Raw genomic sequence first — 18144 nt, forward strand, 5'->3', positions numbered from 1 at the left:
GGTGCGCGGAGCGGCACCGGCCCTGCGGCGCCCGCTCGTGCTGCAGCTCAGCGCCCCGGCGACGATCGCGGCCGGTCCGGTGCCGTGGGGGATCGCGCCGTGGATGCCGCCGGACGGTGGCGAGGTCGTCGACGTCGACGCGGCCCGGCCCCGGGCCGCCGAGCTGCTGGCCCGCGCCGCGGACCGCTCGCTGGTGGTCGTCGTGCGCGACGCGCACCGGCACCCGTGGATGGTGGCGCTGATCGAGCAGCTGGTCGCCGAGCGCCCGGACGCGGTCGTCGTGGAGATGGGGCTGCCGATCTGGCGGCCCGGCCACGCCGGCGCCTACCTCGCCACGCACGGCGCGGCCCGGGCCAACGCGGCGGCCGCGCTGGAGCTGCTGGGGGTCGACGCGCCGGCGGTCTGATGCCCTCCGGTGCTCGAGGGGCGCCCCGGAGGCGCCGCCGGCCCCCAACCCGCACCGGCTCGGCCGACGCGGCGGGGGCCGGCGGTGGTGTACCAACGGTGCCCATGCTGACGGAGTTCACCGCGGTCCCGGACTGGCCCGGCACGGCGGGCGTCGACGGCGGTGTCGCCGTCGGCGACCTCACCGGCGACGGCTCCCGCGACCTCGTCGTGTTCGCGATCGACGCGCCGGCCGGACCCAACCCCGGTCTCTACCGGGTCGGGCGCGGCGTCGTCGACGGCGCGGTGACCGGCGGCTGGGGGCCGTGGCAGCGGGTCCCGGACTGGCCGTTCTGGGAGAACGCCGGCGGCGGCATCGCGCTGGCCGACCTCGACGGCAGCGGCGCGCCCGACCTCGTCCTGTTCGCGGTCGACGCGCCGCAGGGGCCGAACGTCGGGCTGGTGCGCGTTGCCCGCGGCCTCGACCGCGACGGCGTGCCCACCGGCGGGTGGGGCCCGTGGCAGACGGTGCCCGACTGGCCCTTCTGGGAGAACCAGGGCGCCGACTGCGCCGTCGCCGACGTGGACGGCGACGGTCGGGCCGAGCTGGTGCTGCTCATCGCGGACGCCCCGGTCGGGCCCAACATCGGGCTGTACCGCACGGCGGCGCTGGCCGCCGACGGCACGGCGAGCGGGTGGAGCCCGTGGGTCGCGGTCCCCGACTGGGTCGGCACCGAGAACGCCGGCGTCGGGGTCACCGTCGGCGACATCGACGGCGACGGCACCCCCGAGCTGCTGGTCTGCGTGGTCGACGCCGCCGAGGGCCGCAACGACGCCCACTACTGCCTCGGGTGGCGGCTCGACGGGCGCGGGCGCCCGGCCGACGGCTGGGGGCCCTGGCGCACGGTGCCCGGCTGGCGCTTCCACGAGAACCAGGGCTGCGCGGTGACCCTGCTCGACGAGGGCGGCGGTGGCGAGGCGAACCTGCTGGTGCTGGCCGTCGACGACCCGGTCGGCCCGAACGCCGGCCTGACGCGGGTGGTGCCCGTGGAGACCGATCTGGGCGCCGCCGCGCAGGAGGGCGTCTGGCGGATCCTGGAGACCGACACCCAGGTCCTGGCCGTGCACGCCGTGCTGCTGCACACCGGCGACGTGCTGCTGTTCGCCGGGTCCGGCAACGACCCGGACGAGGCGGCGGCCCGCCGCTACGGCACCCGGGTCTGGCACTACCCGACGCCGGAGATGAGCGCCCCGGGCACGCCGGTCGACCTGTTCTGCTGCGGGCACGCCCAGCTGCCCGACGGGCGGGTCCTCGCGGCGGGGGGCACCGAGCGCTACGACCCGTTCGTCGGGCTGCGCCAGTGCGTGGCCTTCGACCCGCACCGGGGTCCGGAGTCGGCGGCGAGCCCGACCGGCCGCGCGGGGGAGTGGGTCGTCGCGCCGGAGATGGGCGAGGGCCGCTGGTACCCGACGCTCGTCGCGCTGCCCGACGGCGACGTGCTGGCCGTGTCCGGTCTGGGCGCCGACGGGTTCCTGAGCCTGGTTCCCGAGCGGCGCGCCGCGGACGGGGACTGGACGGCGCTGCCCCCGTCGCCGCCCTGGCCGATGTACGGGCACCTGTTCCTGCTCGCCGACGGCAGGCTGTTCTACAGCGGCGCGCAGTACGGGGCGAACAACGGCCAGCGCCCCGCGGTGTGGGACCCGGTCGCGGGCACGGTCGTCCGGGTCGACGGCCTGCCCGAGCCCCAGTACCGCAACCAGGCCGCCAGCGTCCTGCTGCCGCCGGCCCAGGACCAGCGGGTGCTGGTCGTCGGCGGGGGCGGCGCCGACGTCCACGCCGTCGGGACGACCGGGACCGCCGCGGTCGTGGACCTGACCGGGCCGCACCCCACCTACGTGCCGGCGCCGCCGCTGCACCACCCGCGGATGCACCTGTGCGCGACCCTGCTGCCCGACCGGACGGTGCTGGTCAACGGCGGGTCGGGGATGGAGGAGAGCCACCACCACGCCTCCCCGCACGCCGAGATCTACCACCCCCGGACCGGGACGTGGCGCGGCGCCGCCGCCTCCCGGGTCGACCGGCTCTACCACTCGGTCGCGCTGCTGGTGCCCGACGGCAAGGTCGTCACCGCCGGGTCGAACCCGCAGCGCAAGGAGGAGGAGCTGCGGATCGAGGTGTTCTGGCCGCCCTACCTGTTCGCCGGGCCGCGCCCGACGGTCGAGCCGGAGGCGACGGACCTGCACTACGGCGCCACCGTGGCGGCGCGCGTCGCGGACCCGGCCGGGCTGCGGGAGGCCAGCCTGCTGCGCCCGGGAGCGACCACCCACTCGTGCGACGTCGAGCAGCGCCTGGTCGACCTGCCCCTGCGCCCGACCGGCCCCACCACCGTCGAGCTGGCGATCCCGGACGCGCCCGCGCTGGCCCCGCCCGGCTGGTACCAGCTGGTGGTCGTCAGCACGGCCGGCGTGCCCTCCGAGGGCGTGTGGGTCCAGCTGTCCCGGGCGACCTGACCTCCCGGACAGGGCGCGCGGGACCGCGCGACCACTCGTCTCGATCTCCCCCCCGTCGACCACTCCAGATGCGGCCCCGACTCATCTAGAGTCGCCTCAGTACGGCTGATCCACCCATCGGAGCCGGTGGCCCGCACGTCGGACCACCCCCGATGGAGAACGCCGCAAAGCCGCGGTCGGAGAAGAGGAGCAGGAATGGCCGAAACGAACGGGGCGCCGACCCAGCCCGACGTCGACGTCGTCGTCGTCGGAGCCGGTTTTGCCGGGCTCTACATGCTGCACAAGCTGCGGGGACTGGGCTTCACGGCGACCGTGCTCGAAGCAGCCGACGACGTCGGCGGCACCTGGTACTGGAACCGCTACCCCGGCGCCCGCTGCGACATCCCCACCACCGACTACACCTTCGGGTTCGACCCCGAGCTGGAAGCCGAGTGGACCTGGTCGGAGAAGTACGCCACCCAGCCGGAGATCCTGCGCTACCTGCAGTTCGTGGCCGAGCGCTACGACCTGCGCCGCGACATCCGGTTCCGCACCCGGGCCACCGAGGCCACGTGGGACGAGTCCAGCAAGCTGTGGCGCATCGGCACCGACCCCGGTCCGGGGGTGACCGCGCGGTACTACGTGATGGCCACCGGCTGCCTGTCGGTGCCCAAGGAGGTCGACATCGCCGGCGCCGACCGGTTCCGCGGCGAGGTGTACTTCACCAGCCGCTGGCCGCACGAGGGCGTCGACTTCACCGGCAAGCGCGTCGGCGTCATCGGAACCGGGTCCTCCGGCATCCAGTCGATCCCGCTGATCGCCGCGCAGGCCTCCGAGCTGACCGTCTTCCAGCGCACCCCGAACTTCTCGATCCCCGCGCACAACGGCCCGGCGCCGCAGAGCAGCCTCGCCGAGCTCGCCGCCGACCGCGCCGGCTACCGCGACCGGGCGAAGTGGTCGCGGATCGGCGTGCCGCGCGAGCCCGCCGTCGAGACGGCCGCCCAGCTGACCCCCGAGGAGCGCAAGGCCCGGTTCGACGCGGCCGTCGCGGAGGGCACCCTGGGCGGCATCCTGGCCAGCCTGTGGGCCGACCTGGGCACCAACCCCGAGGCCAACAACCTGCTGCGCGACCTGCTGCACGACCGGATCCGCTCGATCGTGCGCGACCCGGAGACCGCCGAGGCGCTCTGCCCGACCGACCACTACTTCGGCACCAAGCGGCCCTGCCTCGACACCGGCTACTACGAGACGTTCAACGAGCCGCACGTCAAGCTGGTCAACCTGCGCAAGGAACCGATCACCACGGTCACCGAGACCGGGATCGAGACCGCGGAGCGCTCGTTCGAGTTCGACGCGATCGTCTACGCCACCGGCTTCGACGCGATGACCGGCGCCATCGTCGGCGTCGACATCACCGGCAAGGGCGGGCGGACCCTCAAGGAGAAGTGGGACGACGGCCCGCACACCTACCTCGGCCTGCTGAGCGTCGGGTTCCCGAACCTGTTCATGGTCACCGGCCCGCAGAGCCCCTCGGTGCTGTCGAACATGGCGGTCTCCATCGAGCAGCACGTCGAGTGGATCGCCGGCTGCCTGACCGACATGCGCGAGGGCGGCTACACCACGATCGAGCCGACGCAGACCGCCGAGGAGGGCTGGGAGCGCCACAACGGCGACTGCGCCGCGATCACCCTGCACCCCACGGCCAACTCCTGGTACATGGGCGCGAACGTGCCCGACAAGCCGCGGGTGTTCCTGGCCTACATCGGCGGCGTCGACGCCTACCGGGCGGTCTCCGACGAGGTCCGAGAGAAGCGCTACCTGGGCTTCCGGCTGGAGGGCCCGGGCGGGGTGCAGGAGAACGACGGCGTCGTCCGGCGCGTGCAGCCCGATGTGGCGATGGTGCTGGACATGATGGCCTCGCTCGACCTGCCGCCGCTGGAGTCGATGTCACCGGCGGAGGCCCGCGCCTTCATGGACGCGACCAACGCCGACCGCCCGACCGGGCCCGAGGTCGGCGAGATCGTCGACGGGGTGCTGCCCGGGCCCGCCGGGGACCTGGCCTACCGGCTCTACCGGCCCGACACCCCCGGCCCGCACCCGCTGGTCGTGTACTACCACGGCGGCGGCTGGGTGCTCGGCAGCGCCGACTCCGACGACCCGCTGTGCCGCGACCTGTGCGCGCGCAGCGGCGCGGCGATCATCTCGGTGGACTACCGCCACGGCCCGGAGGCGCGGTTCCCGGCGTCCCACGACGACGCCTGGGCGGCGCTGCGGTGGGTGGGGGACCACGTCACCGAGCTGGGCGGCATCCCCGGCCAGCTCGCCGTGGCCGGCTGGTCGGCCGGCGGCAACCTGGCCGCGGTCGTCGCCCAGCAGGCCCGCGACGCCGGCGGCCCGGAGCTCGTCGGCCAGCTGCTGCTCACCCCGGTGACCGACAGCGACATGTCGCGGCCCTCGTACACCGAGAACGGCGAGGGCTACGTGCTGACGAAGCCGCTGATGGAGTGGTTCTTCGACCACTACGTCGACCCGGCCGACCGCAAGGACCCGCGCATGGCCCCGCTGCACGCGGACCTGGCGAACCTGCCGCCCGCGGTGATCATCACCGGGGAGTTCGACCCGCTGCGCGACGAGGGCAACGCCTACGCCGAGGCGCTGGAGCGGGCCGGCAACCAGGTGCGGCTGATCCCGGCGCGCGGGCACACGCACACGTCGATGACGATGGTCGACGTGGTGCTGTCCGGTGCGCCGTACCGGGAACAGATGGCCGAGGCGATCGCCGGGTTCTTCGCCCGCGTGCCGGCCTGACCGCGGCACCGGGCGGCGGGGCCCCGGCCCCGCCGCCCGGGTCGTCGGTCCTTCCCGTGGTCGAACCGGCGGCGCGCTGATGGTCATTCGTCCCGGAGGCGTCAGGTCGCGAGCTCGATGAGCACGTCGGCGGCGTCGGTGTTCCCGGCTGCGGCCAGGCGGCGGAGCTCGTCGACGTCGCCGCGTTCGGCGGCCAGCTCGACGAGCTCGTCGGCGGCGTCGGTGCTGCCGCGCTCGGCCAGGCGGCGGAGCTCGTCGAGGTCGCCACGTTCGGTGGCGAGTTCGACGAGCAGGTCGGTGGCGTCGGTGTTCCCGGCTGCGGCCAGGCGGCGGAGCTCGTCGGTGTCGCCCTGCTCCGCAGCGAGTTCGACCACCTCGTCGGCGTCCGTGCAGCTGTTCTGCTGGTGATGCGGTTCCATGTCAACCCCTCGGGCAGCGGCGTCGAGCGTGGTTCTGACGTGCGGCGAGGAGCATACGCATACATGCACACATACGTCCCGTCGACGAGCTCTTCCCGCTCGGTTTCGGGGATCGAGGGCGCACCGGGTCCTGATCGGGCCGCAGGAGGTGCGAGGAGAGGAGGATTCCGTCGGGCGCAGCCGTCGTAGGGTCGGCGGGACCTGGCGACGAGTGTGCGGGAGGCGGCATGGGCATCCGGGTGGTCGTCACCGGGGGCGCGGGGTTCCTGGGTGCGCTGCTGGCGCGCGAGCTGCTGGCCGGCCCGCTCGCCGTGGGCGGCGCGGAGCCGGCCGACGTCGACGAGGTGGTGCTGGTCGACGTCGTCGAGCCGCCGGCCGACGTCACCGCCGACGCCCGCGCCCGCGCCGTCGTGGGCGACCTGGCCACCGCGCTCGACGGGCTGGCCGACGCCGACGCGGTGTTCCACCTGGCCGGTGTGGTCAGCGGGGCCGCCGAGGCCGACTTCGACCTCGGCATGCGCACCAACCTCGACGGCACCCGCGCGGTGCTGGAGTGGGCCCGGGCCCACCGGGTCCCGCCGGTGCTGGTGTTCACCAGCTCGCTGGCCGTGTTCGGCAGCGACCCGGCGATCGGCCCGATCGGCGACGTCGACGACGACACCCTGCCGCGGCCGCAGTCCAGCTACGGCGTGCAGAAGTTCATCGGCGAGCAGTTGGTCGCCGACTACACCCGCAAGGGCTTCGTGCGCGGGCGCTCGGTGCGGTTGATGACGGTGTCGGTGCGCCCCGGAAAGCCGAACGCCGCGGCGTCGGGCTTCCTGTCCGGGATGGTGCGCGAGCCGCTGGCGGGTCAGCGCGCGGCCTGCCCGGTGCCCGCCGACACCCCGGTGGCGCTGTCCTCGCCGCGCCGGTCGCTGGAGGGGATCCTGCGCGCCGCCGCGGTCGACGACGCGACGTGGGGGAGCCGCACCGCGGTCAACCTGCCCGCGCTGAGCACCACGCCGGCCGAGATGGCCGCGGCGCTGGAGCGGGTGGCCGGCCCCGAGGTCGCCGCGCTGATCGACTGGACCGACGACCCGGCGGTGGCCCGGATCGTGCGCAGCTGGCCGGCGCGTTTCCGCACCGACCGCGCGCGGCGACTCGGGCTGGAGCCGGAGCGCTCCTTCGACGACATCGTGCGCGCCTACCTCGCCGACAACCCGCCGGCCGCCGGCTGACCCGGCCTTCAGCGGACCTTCAGCGGACCTTCAGCGCGGCCCTGCAGAGTCCCGGTCACCGGACGCACCCCGCGCCGGACCGACGAGAAGGACAGGGAAATGCAGCACACGGACGCTCTGCGGACCACCGCCTGGCTGATCATGGGCTCGACCGGGAGCACCCCGGGCGTCCTGGAGCTGGTCGACGGGCGGGTGCGGTTCACCGCCGCCGGCCGCGGCGCGCTCACCGGCGGCCAGCTCACCGAGCTCGAGCGCCGGAGCGGGCGGGTCGGGCTGGTCGCCCAGCTCGACCGGGGCAGCTCCGTCACGGTGTTCGACGCGCCCCGGCAGGCCGTGACCGAGGTGAAGTTCCCCTGGTACTACTTCGGCGGCGGGATGAAGCTGACGGTCGAGAAGGCCCCCTACCGGTTCTCCTTCCTGCAGCCGCAGAACACCCAGGAGTGGCCCGGCATCGACGGCATCCCGGGTGGGCGCGCCGCCGGGAAGCTGTGGCGGGCCGCGCTCGGCTGACCGGGGCCCGGGCGTTCGACCCGCGACAAGAGTGCCGCGGCCGGGTAGACACAGGGGCATGACCGCTGCCGCGACCGTGCGCTCCCTGCACCGCTACCCCGTCAAGTCCATGCTGGGCGAGACGGTCGAGGAGGCCGTGCTGGGGGCGGCCGGGGTGGTCGGCGACCGCGGCTACGCCGTCGTCGACGCCGAGGACGGCGCGGTGGCCAGCGCCAAGCACCCGCGCAAGTGGGCGCGGCTGCTCGACCTGCGCGCGGCCTACCTGGAGGAGCCCCGCGACGGCGAGGCGCTGCCCCCGGTGGCGATCACCTTCCCCGACGGCGGCACCCGCCGCAGCGACGACCCGGCCGTCGACGAGGCGATCTCGGCGCACGTGGGCCGGCCGGTCCGGCTCACCAGCAAGGCCCCGGAGCGGCCGGTGTTCGAGGAGCAGTGGCCGGACATCGACGGGCTCGCGCCGCGGGAGTTCATCACCGGCACCACGTCCTCGCACACCGACGGCGAGCCGGTCAGCACCCTGCAGCTGGCCGCGCTCGCCCCGGCGGGCAGCTTCGTCGACCTGGCCGTGCTGCACGTGCTGACGACGGCCACGTTGCGGGCGCTCTCGGCGGCCGCGCCGGACTCGTCGTTCGACCCGCGCCGCTACCGGCCCAACGTGCTGCTCGACGTGCCCGAGACCTCGTTCGCCGAGGACGAGTGGGTCGGCTCGGGCCTCGACATCGGCGGCGCGGGGATCACGATCCGGATGTCGACCATGCGGTGCGTGATGACCACGCTCGCCCAGGGCGAGCTGCCCGAGGACCGCGACACGCTGCGCACCATCGCCAGGACCAACCGCCGCACCATCGAGGGCATGGGGACGTGGGCGTGCGCCGGTGTCTACGCCGACATCAGCCGCCCCGGCACCGTGCGCCGCGGTGACCCGGCCGAGGTGCGCCCGGCGGCGCCCGGCGACTGACCGGTCGCGCCGCCGGACCTCACAGCTCGGCCAGCGCCGAGAGCGGGTCCTCGATCGCGTCTGCGACGAACCGCAGGAACCCCGCGGCCGTGCCGCCGTCGCAGACGCGGTGGTCGAACACCAGCGACAGCTGGGTGATGTGGCGGGGGACGACCTCCCCGCCCACCACCCAGGGGCGCGGCAGGATCCGGCCCATGCCCAGGATCGCGACCTCGGGGTGGTTGACGATGGCGGCGCTGCCGTCCACGCCCAGCACGCCGTAGTTGTTCAGGGTGAACGAGCCGCCGGTCAGCTCGGCGGGGGTGGCCGAGCCGTCGCGCGCGGCGGTGGTGAGCCTGCGCAGCTCGGCGTCCAGGGCCCGCATCCCGAGCCGGTGCGCGTCGCGCACGACCGGCACGAGCAGGCCGCGGTCGGTCTGCGCTGCGATGCCGAGGTTGACCCCGTCCAGCTCGGTGACGCCGGCGCCGTCGGGGTCGAGGCGGGAGTTCAGCGGGGGGAACGCGGCCAGCCCGGCCACCACGAACCGGGCCACGACGCCGAGGATCCCCGGGCGGGGGCGGCGGTCGTCGAGGGCGGCGCGGAACTCCAGCAGCGCGGTGGCGTCCACGTCGACCCAGGTGGTGGCGTCCGGGACCTCGCGGCGGCTGCGGGCCAGCGCGTCGGCCGCGGCCCGGCGCACGCCGGTGAGGGGGACGCGCGCCCGGACCGGCAGGCCCGTGCGGGCGTCCCGGTCGCGCCCGGGAGCGGGAGCTGCGGTGGTGGCTGTGCTGGTGGCTGTGCTGGTGGCTGTGCTGGTGGCTGTGCTGGCAGCGGTACCGGTGGCCGTGCCGGTCGCCGCGGCGATGGCGGCCTCCACGTCGCGGCGGACGATGAGCCCGCCGGGGCCGGTCCCGGTGAGCGCGGCCAGGTCGACGCCGTGGGAGCGGGCCAGCTTGCGCACGATCGGCGACTTCACCGCGGGTCGCTCGGCGCCGCCGCGGGCGTCGCCCGGGTGCCGGGCCGGGCCGCGGCGGCGCCTCGACCGCGCGGGCGCGGCGGTGGTCCCGTACCCGACCAGCACGTTCCCCGAGCCGGCTCGCTCCTCCTCGCGGTACGTCCGCGCCGCGCCGTCCTCGACCGTGATCAGCGGCGCCCCCACCGCCAGGGTCGCGCCCTCGGCGCCGTGCCGCTCGACGATCGTGCCCGCGAACGGCGACGGCACCTCGACGACGGCCTTGGCCGTCTCCACCTCGGCCACCGGGGCGTCCACGGCGACCTCGTCGCCCACCGCGACCAGCCAGCGCACGATCTGCGCCTCGGTCAGGCCCTCGCCGAGGTCGGGCAGGGTGAACACGCGCCCGCTCATGTCGCGTCCCACTGCAGGTCGTCGACGACGTCGAGGATGCGGTCGGTGCCCGGCAGGTAGTACCCCTCCAGCTCCGGCGGCGGGTAGGGCACGTCGAAGCCGGTCACCCGGCGGACCGGGGCCTCCAGGTGGTGGAAGCAGCGCTCGGTGACCCGGGCGACGACCTCGGAGGCGACCGAGGCGAACCCCGGCGCCTCGGCCACGACGACGGCCCGCCCGGTGCGGCGCACCTCGGCGCACACCGTGTCGTCGTCGAAGGGCACGATCGAGCGGAGGTCGACGACCCCCACGTCGCGGCCGTCCGTGGCGGCCCGTTCGGCGGCGGCCAGCGCGACCGGCACCGAGGGCCCGTAGGCGATCAGGGTGGCGTCGCGGCCGGCCCGGCGCACGACGGCCCGCCCGATCGGCGGCGCGGGGGCCAGCACGTCGACCTCCTCGGCGAGGAAGTAGTGCTTCTTCGGCTCCAGGAACACCACCGGGTCGGGCAGCTCGATCGCGGCCCGCAGCAGGGCGTAGGCGTCGGCGTTGGTGGCCGGCGCGAGCACGGTCAGGCCGGGGGTGTGCGCGTAGTAGGCCTCCGAGGAGTCGCTGTGGTGCTCGACGCCGCCGATGCCGCCCGCGTAGGGGATGCGGATGACCAGCGGCAGCCGCACCCGCCCCCGGGTGCGGTTCGCGAACTTCGCCACGTGGCTGACGACCTGCTCGAAGGCCGGGTAGGCGAACGCGTCGAACTGCATCTCCACCACCGGGCGCAGGCCGTTCATCGCCATGCCGACGGCCAGCCCGACGATCCCGGACTCGGCCAGCGGCGTGTCGAAGCAGCGCTGCTCGCCGAAGTCGCGGGTCAGCCCGTCGGTCACCCGGAACACCCCGCCGAGCGGGCCGACGTCCTCGCCGAACACGACGACCGACCGGTCCGCGGTCAGCGCGTCGCGCAGCGCGGTGTTGATCGCCTGCGCCATGGTCAGCTTCCGCGCGCCCGTCACGACCCCTCCAGCTCCAGTTCGGTGCGCAGCAGCGCCCGCTGCTCGGCCAGCTGGGCCGTCGGCGTGGCGTAGACGTGCGCGAACATCTCCTCGGGGTCGACCCCGCCGCCGCGGGTGACCCCGTCGCGGGTGCGCGCGGCCAGCGCCTCGGCCGCGGCGGCGTACTCGGCCTGCAGCTGCTCGGTCAGCGCGCCGCGGGCCACCAGGTGGGCCCGCAGGCGCAGCAGCGGGTCGCGCAGCGCCCACCCGGCGACCTCGTCCTCGCCGCGGTAGCGGCCGGCGTCGTCGGCGTTGGTGTGGGCGTCCATGCGGTAGGTGTCGGCCTCGACCAGGGTCGGGCCCCCGCCGTCGCGGGCGCGCCGCACGGCCTCGCCCAGCACGACCGTCAGCGCGGCCAGGTCGTTGCCGTCGACCAGCACGCCGGGCATGCCGTAGCCGACGGCCTTGGCCGCCAGCGACGGCGCGGCCGTCTGGCGGGCCAGCGGGACCGAGATGGCGTACTTGTTGTTCTGCACGAGGAAGACCACCGGGGCGCCGAGCACGGCGGCGAAGTTGCACGCCTCGTGGAAGTCGCCCTCGCTGGTCGCCCCGTCCCCGCACAGCGCCATGACGACGTCGTCGTCGCCCTTGAGGCGCGCGGCGTGCCCGACGCCGACGGCGTGCAGCAGTTGCGTGGCCAGCGGCGTGGCCTGCGGCGCCACCCGGTGCGCGAGCGGGTCGTAGCCGCAGTGCCAGTCGCCGCGCAGCAGGGTGAGCACCTCGACCGGGTCGACGCCCCGGGCGACGACGGCGGCGGTGTCGCGGTAGGTGGGGAACAGCCAGTCCCGCTCCGCGAGCACCGCGGCGGCCGCGACCTGGCAGGCCTCCTGGCCGCGCGAGGACGGGTAGACCGCGAGGCGGCCCTGGCGCACGAGCGCCCCGGCCTGCTCGTTGAGCCTGCGGGCCAGCACCATCGCGCGGTAGCCGGCCAGCAGCTCGGCGACCGGCGGGGGCGCGGGCGCCCCGGCCGCGACCTCGCCGTCGGGCTCGACGATCCGGACCGTTGCGGTGTCCACCGGTGCTCCTCCCGACGTCGGGACGTGAAGACGACGAGTCGCATCCTGACCCCCGGACCGGTCGATCGGCCATGATGTGGGGGCGGAGGCGGACGGATGGCCGTGGCGGCGCCCGTGGGCGTCCGTTCGTCCACGGCGACCGGCACCGGGGGAGGGGCGGGCGGACGGATGGCGCAGCAGGGCGTGGACGAGCTCGACCGCCGGATCGTGGCCGCGCTGCAGGCCGACGGCAGGCTCTCGGTGCGCGCGCTGGCCGAGCGGGTCAACACCTCCCGCGCCGCCGCGCACGCCCGGCTGCAGCGGCTGGTCCGCACCGGGGTCATCACCGGCTTCACCGCCACCGTCGACCCGGCGCGCACCGGGCTGGGCACCTCGGCCTACGTCACGATGGCCGTGCGCCAGCACGTGTGGCGCGACCTGCGCGAGCGGCTCAGGGCCATCCCGGAGGTCCGGCACATGGCGCTGGTCGGCGGCGAGTTCGACGTGATCCTGCTGGTGCGCGCGGCCGACAACGACGCCCTGCGCCGGGTCGTGCTCGAACAGCTGCAGTCCATCCCCGGGGTGCTGTCCACCCGCACCTCGCTGATCTTCGAGGACATCGGGAACCCGGGCCCGGCCGGGTGACGCTCCCGACCCCCGGTCAGGAGGTGCGGTCGGGCGGGCCGTCCGCACCCGGCCCGCGCACCATCACCCAGGTCGCCAGCGCCATCAGCCCCAGCAGCAGGTAGAGCACCCACCACGACGACGGCACCACGACCAGCACGAGCACCAGCCCGACCACCACCGCGATCACGAGCGTCCGCCGCTCGCGGGGCAGCGCCACGGTGACGTGGTCGTCGCCGCGCATCCGGCGGGTGAACGTCGGGTCGTCGCGCAGGAGGTCCTGCTCGATGCGGCGCAGCGCGCTCTGCTCGCGCGCCGACAGGGACCGGCGCCCGCGGGCGCGGTCGTCCGGGTCGAACGGGATCGGGTCGGGCATCATCGGGCCTCTCGCACCGGGGCGGGCTACCCCTGCGGGCTGCCCGGCCCGGCCGGGGTCAAACAACGCGGGCTCACCCGTCGAGCGTGCCGGTCTCGGTCACCTCGCGGGCCACGTCCACCAGCTTGGTGTTGGTGTGCTGGGACCGCCGGCGCAGCAGCGCGAAGGCGTCCTCGGCGGTGATCCGGTGCTCGCGCATCAGGATGCCCTTGGCCTGCCCGATCAGGTCGCGGTTGGCCATGGCGACGCGCAGCTGCTCGGCCAGCCGGGACTCGGCCAGCGCGATGGCGGCCAGCGCGGCCAGCAGCCGGGCCACCGGCTCGGCGCCCTCGCGGAACGCGCCGGGCTCGGTGCCGTACAGGCTCATCGTGCCGAGCACGCCGTCGTCGACGTAGAGCGGCAGGCAGAGCATGCTCGCCACGCCGCGCTCGGCGGCGGCGTCGCGGAAGCGCGGCCAGCGGGTGTCGGAGGCCAGGTCGTGCACCCGCACGACGATCTGCTTGCGCGCGGCCGTCAGGCAGGGCCCGGTGCCGAGCTCCTGCTGCACCACGTCGAGCTCGCGCGGGACGCCGTCGGTGGCGGCCAGGATCTCGACGCCGCCGTCGGCCCCGGTGACGATCACCCCGCAGCTGCGGGCCGCCTCGACCAGCTCGACGGCCTCCGCGGTCACCGCGGTGACCAGCTCGTGCGGGCCTCCGGCGGGGACGCGCAGCGTGCGGGCCAACCGCTCGGCGATCGACCACGCGCGCACCGGCTCGCCGGTGGACCGGTCGCCGCCCGGGACGCCGACGGCGCGGCCGAAGCCGCCGGTCGTGGCCGGGTGGAAGGGCGCGTCGGTCTGCACCCGCGGTTCCTGCATCGCCGTCCTCCCGAGCGCCCGCCGCCGATCCGACCGCGAGACCTTACCGGGCGCTTCCGCCGCCCGCGGTCCTCCGTTCGGGGTGCGGCTGTTCGGGGCGCGCCTTCTCGAACATCGAACTACAGTCGGACGGGCGCGCCCACCACAGCGCGCACCGGGTGCAGATTCGCCGCCCCCCGCCGAGCATGGAGGCGGCGTGACCGCTGCCGTTGTACCGACACCGGTCGGCCCGAACCAGCGCGACGCGTCCGGCTACGCCCACCTTCTGCCGCTGCTGCGGCGGATGGCCGGGCTGAGCGCGGGCGACCCCGTCCGCGCGGCCCTGCGCAACGACGTCGTGCTGGCCCTGCTGCCGGTCGTGCGCAACATCGCCGCACGGCATTGCGCGGTGCCCGCCGCCCGCGAGGAGCTGGTCCAGGTCGGTACCGTTGGCCTGATCACGGCGATCGACCGGTGGGACCCCGAGCTGTCCCCCGACGACGTCCTGGGCTACGTGGTGCCGTGCGTGCGCGGCGAGATCCTGCGCCACTTCCGCGACCGGACCTGGGCCGTGCGCGTGTCTCGCCGGCTCAAGGACCTCACCGTCTCGATCAACCACGCGCTCGGCCCGCTGGCCCAGAGCCTGGGTCGCCCGCCGCGGCCCAGCGAGCTGGCCGAGCGGATCGGGGTCGGCGTGGCCGAGGTCCTGGAGGCGCTGGAAGCGCAGGACAGCCGCCACGCCGCGAGCCTGGACGCCCTGCTGGACCCGGAGACCGGCGCCGGCGACCGGTTCGGCGGCCCCGACCCGGCGCTGGCCCGCATCGAGGACGCGCACGCGCTGGGACCGCTGCTGGAGGCCCTGCCCGAGCGCGAGCGCGAGATCCTGCTGCTGCGCTTCTTCGGCAACCGGACCCAGACCCAGATCGCCAGCCAGATGGGCATCTCCCAGATGCACGTCTCGCGGCTGCTCTCGCGCACGCTGCGCGAACTGCGCGGCGCGCTGCTCGGGGAAGGGCTGGCCGCGGGCGGGACCTGAGCGCGCCGCCACGACCCCACCGATCCTGACGGGCCGCCCACGGTTCCGGACGACCACCGCGAATTCGGGGGCCGGGCCCGCCCCCGACCTGATATACCCCTGGGGGGTACCAACGACCTGGGGGTAACGAGATGACGAGCACGCACCTCACCGAGCGGTCCAAGCGATCGACCCGGACCGACGGCATCGCCCGGGCCGCCCGGCGCTGGCCGGCGGTCGCCGGTGCCGGCCTGGCCGTGGCCACCGGGATCGGCCTGGTCGCCGCGGGGGAGGTCGCCCCGGTGGTCACCGCGTCCGGGTTCGTCTACCTCGGCGCCGCCGCCCTGGGCCGCGGCTGGGCGGCGTGGCCGGCGTTCGGGGCGTCCTTCGTGCTGATCGGCCTCGGGCGCGCGCTGCCCGGGTTCGGCCCGACCTGGGTGATGCTGGGCGTGGCCGTCGCACTCACCGCGTACGGCCTGCTGCGCGGGCGCGCCCAGCCGTGGTGGGGGTTGCCGCTGCAGGCCGGGGCGCTCGCGGTGCTGGCCGCCGTGGCGCTGGTCGCGGCGCAGGCCTCGGACCCGGGGGCCGGGCTGCTGGTCGCGGGAGGGCTGCTCGCCCACGCGGCGTGGGACGTCAACCACCACCGCACCCGGCGCGTCGTCGCGCGCTCGATGGCCGAGTTCTGCGCCGTGCTCGACACGGTCCTCGCGGTCCTCGTGCTGGTGGCGACGCTGGCCTGAGCCGGGCCACCGGTCGTGAGCGCGGGACGCCGTCGCGCGCTCACGGGCCGGCGGTCAGCGCTCGACGAGGTTGGTCAGCGGCTGCCCGGCGGCCAGCGCGTCGAGGTTCCGCTCGATCAGCGCCGCCGCCCCGAGCGGGCGCCCACCCGCCGCGTGCGGGGTGATGATGATCTGCGGCTCGTCCCACAGCGGGGAGTCCGCCGGCAGCGGTTCGACGGCGGTGACGTCGAGCGCCGCCCCGGCCAGCCGTCCCGCCCGCACCGCCTCGACCAGGGCGTCCTCGTCGACCGTGCTGCCGCGCCCGACGTTGACCAGCCACGCGGCCGGGGGCAGCAGGGCCAGTCGGCGGGCGTCGAGCGCCTTGTCGGTCGAGGGGGCCGTGGGCAGGATCATGATCAGGATGTCGGCGGTGGGCAGCACCGCGTCGACGTCGTCGACGACCTCGACGCCGTTGACGGTGCGCGCCGACCGCGCCACGCCGACGACCTGCGCGCCCAGCGAGGTCAGCAGCGGGGCGACGGTCTTGCCGATGCTGCCGAAGCCCCAGATGACGACCTTCGCGTCGCGCAGCGTGGTCAGGCCCTGGGAGTTGTCCAGCGGCTGCAGCCCGCCGATCTCGCCGGCCCAGCGGTGCCCGATCTGGGCGCGCACCGCGCGGTGCAGGTGGCGGGCGGCGGCCAGGACGAGCGCGAGCGTGTGCTCGGCGACGGTGGCGTCGTGCAGGGAGCGACCGGAGGTGATCGCCACATCCGCCGGGAAGCCCGCGGCCAGCGTCGCCCCCGGCCCGGCGGCGAGGTCCTGCACCCAGCGCAGCCGGGTCAGCCTGGTGGCGGCGTCGCGCAGCTGGTCGGCGGGGTTCCCCCAGGCCACCAGGGCCTCGGCGTCGGTGTGCTCCTCGGGGACGGGCGCGGCGGTGGAGTAGACGACGACGGTGGCGCCGCTGATCGCGGCGTCGTCGACGGGGACGGTGTCCGGCACGAGGATCTTCATCGTGCTGTCCTCCCACGCCGCGGCCCCCGGGGCAAGCCCGGGGCCGTCGGGCGGACGACGCGTCGGCCGGGTGCTGCTAGGACGGGCCCGCGGTGAGGAGGTCGTTGGTGAACCACTTCGCCGGGTCGAGGCCCCCCGGGACCAGCCCGACGCCGACGGACTCGTCGTAGATGCGCTCCCAGCGCTCGGGCACGGTGCGCAGCAGCTCGCCGTTGGCCTGCCAGCTGGCGATGTAGTCGCGCAGCGTCGCCTTGGCCAGCTCCGGTTGCCCCAGGATCGGGATGTCGTAGTGCGTTCCGAGCTGCTCCAGCGTCCGGTCCAGCGAGCTGTCGTCGATGACCGTCCGCATGGCGGCCTGGATGGCGCGCAGGTAGCGGACGATGGCGTCGCGCCGGGCCGGGTCGGCCAGCGCGCGCTGCGAGGCGATGTACATCTGCGTGCCCGACGCCGTCGACTCGAACGGGTCGAGGACCACCGCGTCGGGCTCCTGCTGGCGCAGCAGGATCGCGTTGTCCATGGTGTCGACGTAGGCGTCCACGCGGCCGTTGCGGACGTTGTCGAGCACGCCGGGGCCGAGCGCGACGATCTGCTTGCGCAGGTCGCTCTCGGCGAGCCCGCCCGCGGCGCCGAGCGTGTCCACGAGCGCCTCGCTGGCGCCGCCGAGCGAGGCCAGGCCGACCACGCGCCCGCGCAGGTCGGCGGGGGTGCGCACGGGGTCGTCGGCCAACGAGACCACGCGCAGCGTCGAGCGCTGCGACGGCTGCGCCACGGCGGTCACGGTGTCGCCGCGCCCGCCGATGGCGGCCATCGCCTCGGCGTCGCCGATGCGGGTGACCAGCCCGGTGCCGCCCAGCACGTTCTGGATCGCGCTGGCCGAGCCCTGGACGTACTGGAACTCGACCCGCAGCCCCTCGCGCTCGAACAGCCCGGTGATGTCGGCGATCATCTCCGGCGTGTAGGTCAGGCTCTGGATCGGCACGACGTTGATGAAGGTGACCGGGAACAGCACCGGGCGGTCCATCGGGTCCGCGGCCGGTGCCGATCCGCTGCATCCCGCCAGCGCCACGGCGAGCGCGGCGGCCAGGGCGCCCCGTCCGAATCGGCGACGGGTCGTGCGGGGGGTCCTGGGGACCGGACGAAGCACCGTCGCGGCGGGGGAGCGCATCGGTGCGACCTCCTCTCTGTGCCCGGCAGCGGTGCCGGCGCGCGCGAGGGTGATCGATGTGATCGCCGGAGGCTAGATGCGGTGATCCACGCAACACCACCGACGGACGACGGCGGCGATCAGCCGCGCACGGCGCGGAGGACCACGACGGATGTCGCGGCCCTCGGTCGCCGCGCGGCGCGCACGGCCTCGACCTGGATCTCCGGCCCGGTGCCGGTCGTCTCTGCTGAGGGCCCGATGCGACC

General features: G+C 75.4%; 16 protein-coding genes and 1 pseudogene. 9 read left to right on the plus strand and 8 right to left on the minus strand.

Annotation, left to right across the window (positions count from 1 at the left end; all coding sequences use genetic code 11):
• From KIK08_RS18230 to KIK08_RS18240, 3 genes and pseudogenes are all read left to right on the plus strand, one after another.
• Positions 1-406 (plus strand): annotated as a pseudogene (locus KIK08_RS18230) (hypothetical protein); the annotation flags it as partial.
• Between the two features lie 104 nt (positions 407-510).
• A complete protein-coding gene (locus tag KIK08_RS18235) occupies positions 511-2895 on the plus strand; it encodes a galactose oxidase-like domain-containing protein (RefSeq protein WP_250557283.1) in 2385 nt (794 codons plus the stop codon).
• A gap of 195 nt (positions 2896-3090) precedes the next feature.
• Positions 3091-5682 carry a flavin-containing monooxygenase gene (locus KIK08_RS18240; protein WP_214404386.1) on the plus strand — a complete coding sequence of 864 codons (2592 nt, stop codon included), beginning with the start codon at positions 3091-3093 and terminating at the stop codon, positions 5680-5682.
• A 101-nt stretch (positions 5683-5783) separates the two neighbouring features.
• On the opposite strand, the gene KIK08_RS18245 is transcribed toward KIK08_RS18240, so the two are convergent.
• Positions 5784-6101, minus strand: coding sequence for a hypothetical protein (locus tag KIK08_RS18245; RefSeq protein ID WP_250557280.1), 318 nt, complete (start codon positions 6099-6101; stop codon positions 5784-5786).
• A gap of 227 nt (positions 6102-6328) precedes the next feature.
• On the opposite strand from KIK08_RS18245, the gene denD reads away from it, so the two are divergent.
• The 3 genes from denD (at position 6329) to KIK08_RS18260 (ending at position 8786) form a co-directional block, all read left to right on the plus strand.
• Positions 6329-7318 carry a D-erythronate dehydrogenase gene (gene denD / locus KIK08_RS18250; protein WP_250557281.1) on the plus strand — a complete coding sequence of 330 codons (990 nt, stop codon included), beginning with the start codon at positions 6329-6331 and terminating at the stop codon, positions 7316-7318.
• Between the two features lie 99 nt (positions 7319-7417).
• The gene (locus tag KIK08_RS18255) at positions 7418-7828 is read left to right on the plus strand and encodes a hypothetical protein (protein ID WP_214404387.1); all 411 of its coding nucleotides are present in this window, start codon (positions 7418-7420) and stop codon (positions 7826-7828) included.
• A 58-nt stretch (positions 7829-7886) separates the two neighbouring features.
• Positions 7887-8786, plus strand: a complete 900-nt coding sequence (locus KIK08_RS18260) for an MOSC domain-containing protein (protein ID WP_214404388.1) — start codon at positions 7887-7889, stop codon at positions 8784-8786.
• A 19-nt stretch (positions 8787-8805) separates the two neighbouring features.
• Here KIK08_RS18260 and KIK08_RS18265 read toward each other — a convergent pair whose 3' ends face one another.
• The 3 genes from KIK08_RS18265 to KIK08_RS18275 are packed head-to-tail and all read right to left on the minus strand — an operon-like array spanning position 8806 to position 12172.
• Positions 8806-10131, minus strand: coding sequence for a dihydrolipoamide acetyltransferase family protein (locus KIK08_RS18265; protein ID WP_214404389.1), 1326 nt, complete (start codon positions 10129-10131; stop codon positions 8806-8808).
• Positions 10128-11093, minus strand: a complete 966-nt coding sequence (locus KIK08_RS18270; protein ID WP_214404410.1) for an alpha-ketoacid dehydrogenase subunit beta — start codon at positions 11091-11093, stop codon at positions 10128-10130. Before KIK08_RS18270 ends, KIK08_RS18265 begins: the two co-directional genes overlap by 4 nt.
• A 20-nt stretch (positions 11094-11113) precedes the next feature.
• Positions 11114-12172, minus strand: coding sequence for a thiamine pyrophosphate-dependent dehydrogenase E1 component subunit alpha (locus KIK08_RS18275; RefSeq protein ID WP_408004685.1), 1059 nt, complete (start codon positions 12170-12172; stop codon positions 11114-11116).
• A gap of 168 nt (positions 12173-12340) precedes the next feature.
• Between KIK08_RS18275 and KIK08_RS18280 the strand changes: the two genes are divergently transcribed.
• The gene (locus KIK08_RS18280) at positions 12341-12796 is read left to right on the plus strand and encodes an Lrp/AsnC family transcriptional regulator (protein ID WP_214404390.1); all 456 of its coding nucleotides are present in this window, start codon (positions 12341-12343) and stop codon (positions 12794-12796) included.
• Positions 12797-12812: 16 nt separating this feature from the next.
• Here the strand turns inward: KIK08_RS18280 and KIK08_RS18285 are convergent, their stop codons facing one another.
• Both KIK08_RS18285 and KIK08_RS18290 read right to left on the minus strand, forming a co-directional pair.
• Positions 12813-13151 (minus strand): DUF3040 domain-containing protein, encoded by a 339-nt coding sequence (locus KIK08_RS18285; protein ID WP_214404391.1) that lies wholly within the window; start codon positions 13149-13151, stop codon positions 12813-12815.
• A gap of 73 nt (positions 13152-13224) precedes the next feature.
• Positions 13225-14010 (minus strand): GAF and ANTAR domain-containing protein, encoded by a 786-nt coding sequence (locus tag KIK08_RS18290; RefSeq protein ID WP_214404392.1) that lies wholly within the window; start codon positions 14008-14010, stop codon positions 13225-13227.
• 196 nt (positions 14011-14206) lie between these two features.
• On the opposite strand from KIK08_RS18290, the gene KIK08_RS18295 reads away from it, so the two are divergent.
• Both KIK08_RS18295 and KIK08_RS18300 read left to right on the plus strand, forming a co-directional pair.
• A complete protein-coding gene (locus tag KIK08_RS18295; RefSeq protein ID WP_308257709.1) occupies positions 14207-15025 on the plus strand; it encodes a sigma-70 family RNA polymerase sigma factor in 819 nt (272 codons plus the stop codon).
• Between the two features lie 131 nt (positions 15026-15156).
• Positions 15157-15744, plus strand: coding sequence for a hypothetical protein (locus KIK08_RS18300; RefSeq protein WP_214404393.1), 588 nt, complete (start codon positions 15157-15159; stop codon positions 15742-15744).
• 54 nt (positions 15745-15798) lie between these two features.
• On the opposite strand, the gene KIK08_RS18305 is transcribed toward KIK08_RS18300, so the two are convergent.
• Together KIK08_RS18305 and KIK08_RS18310 are read right to left on the minus strand one after the other, a co-directional pair.
• A complete protein-coding gene (locus tag KIK08_RS18305; protein ID WP_214404394.1) occupies positions 15799-16734 on the minus strand; it encodes an NAD(P)-dependent oxidoreductase in 936 nt (311 codons plus the stop codon).
• Positions 16735-16810: 76 nt separating this feature from the next.
• Complete coding sequence (locus KIK08_RS18310; RefSeq protein ID WP_214404395.1) at positions 16811-17743, minus strand: ABC transporter substrate-binding protein; 933 nt, start codon at positions 17741-17743, stop codon at positions 16811-16813.
• Between the last annotated feature and the right edge of the window lie 401 nt (positions 17744-18144).

This window comes from Pseudonocardia lacus, from assembly GCF_018531445.1.
Taxonomy (GTDB): Bacteria; Actinomycetota; Actinomycetes; order Mycobacteriales; family Pseudonocardiaceae; genus Pseudonocardia; species Pseudonocardia lacus.

Excerpts from the sequence above, each read along its gene's own strand:
- KIK08_RS18235 (WP_250557283.1), top strand. The coding sequence starts at position 511 with ATGCTGACGGAGTTCACCGCGGTCCCGGACTGGCCCGGCACGGCGGGC.
- KIK08_RS18240 (WP_214404386.1), top strand. The coding sequence starts at position 3,091 with ATGGCCGAAACGAACGGGGCGCCGACCCAGCCCGACGTCGACGTCGTC.
- KIK08_RS18245 (WP_250557280.1), bottom strand. The coding sequence starts at position 6,101 with ATGGAACCGCATCACCAGCAGAACAGCTGCACGGACGCCGACGAGGTG.
- denD (WP_250557281.1), top strand. The coding sequence starts at position 6,329 with ATGGGCATCCGGGTGGTCGTCACCGGGGGCGCGGGGTTCCTGGGTGCG.
- KIK08_RS18255 (WP_214404387.1), top strand. The coding sequence starts at position 7,418 with ATGCAGCACACGGACGCTCTGCGGACCACCGCCTGGCTGATCATGGGC.
- KIK08_RS18260 (WP_214404388.1), top strand. The coding sequence starts at position 7,887 with ATGACCGCTGCCGCGACCGTGCGCTCCCTGCACCGCTACCCCGTCAAG.
- KIK08_RS18265 (WP_214404389.1), bottom strand. The coding sequence starts at position 10,131 with ATGAGCGGGCGCGTGTTCACCCTGCCCGACCTCGGCGAGGGCCTGACC.
- KIK08_RS18270 (WP_214404410.1), bottom strand. The coding sequence starts at position 11,093 with ATGGCGCAGGCGATCAACACCGCGCTGCGCGACGCGCTGACCGCGGAC.
- KIK08_RS18280 (WP_214404390.1), top strand. The coding sequence starts at position 12,341 with ATGGCGCAGCAGGGCGTGGACGAGCTCGACCGCCGGATCGTGGCCGCG.
- KIK08_RS18285 (WP_214404391.1), bottom strand. The coding sequence starts at position 13,151 with ATGCCCGACCCGATCCCGTTCGACCCGGACGACCGCGCCCGCGGGCGC.
- KIK08_RS18290 (WP_214404392.1), bottom strand. The coding sequence starts at position 14,010 with ATGCAGGAACCGCGGGTGCAGACCGACGCGCCCTTCCACCCGGCCACG.
- KIK08_RS18300 (WP_214404393.1), top strand. The coding sequence starts at position 15,157 with ATGACGAGCACGCACCTCACCGAGCGGTCCAAGCGATCGACCCGGACC.
- KIK08_RS18305 (WP_214404394.1), bottom strand. The coding sequence starts at position 16,734 with ATGAAGATCCTCGTGCCGGACACCGTCCCCGTCGACGACGCCGCGATC.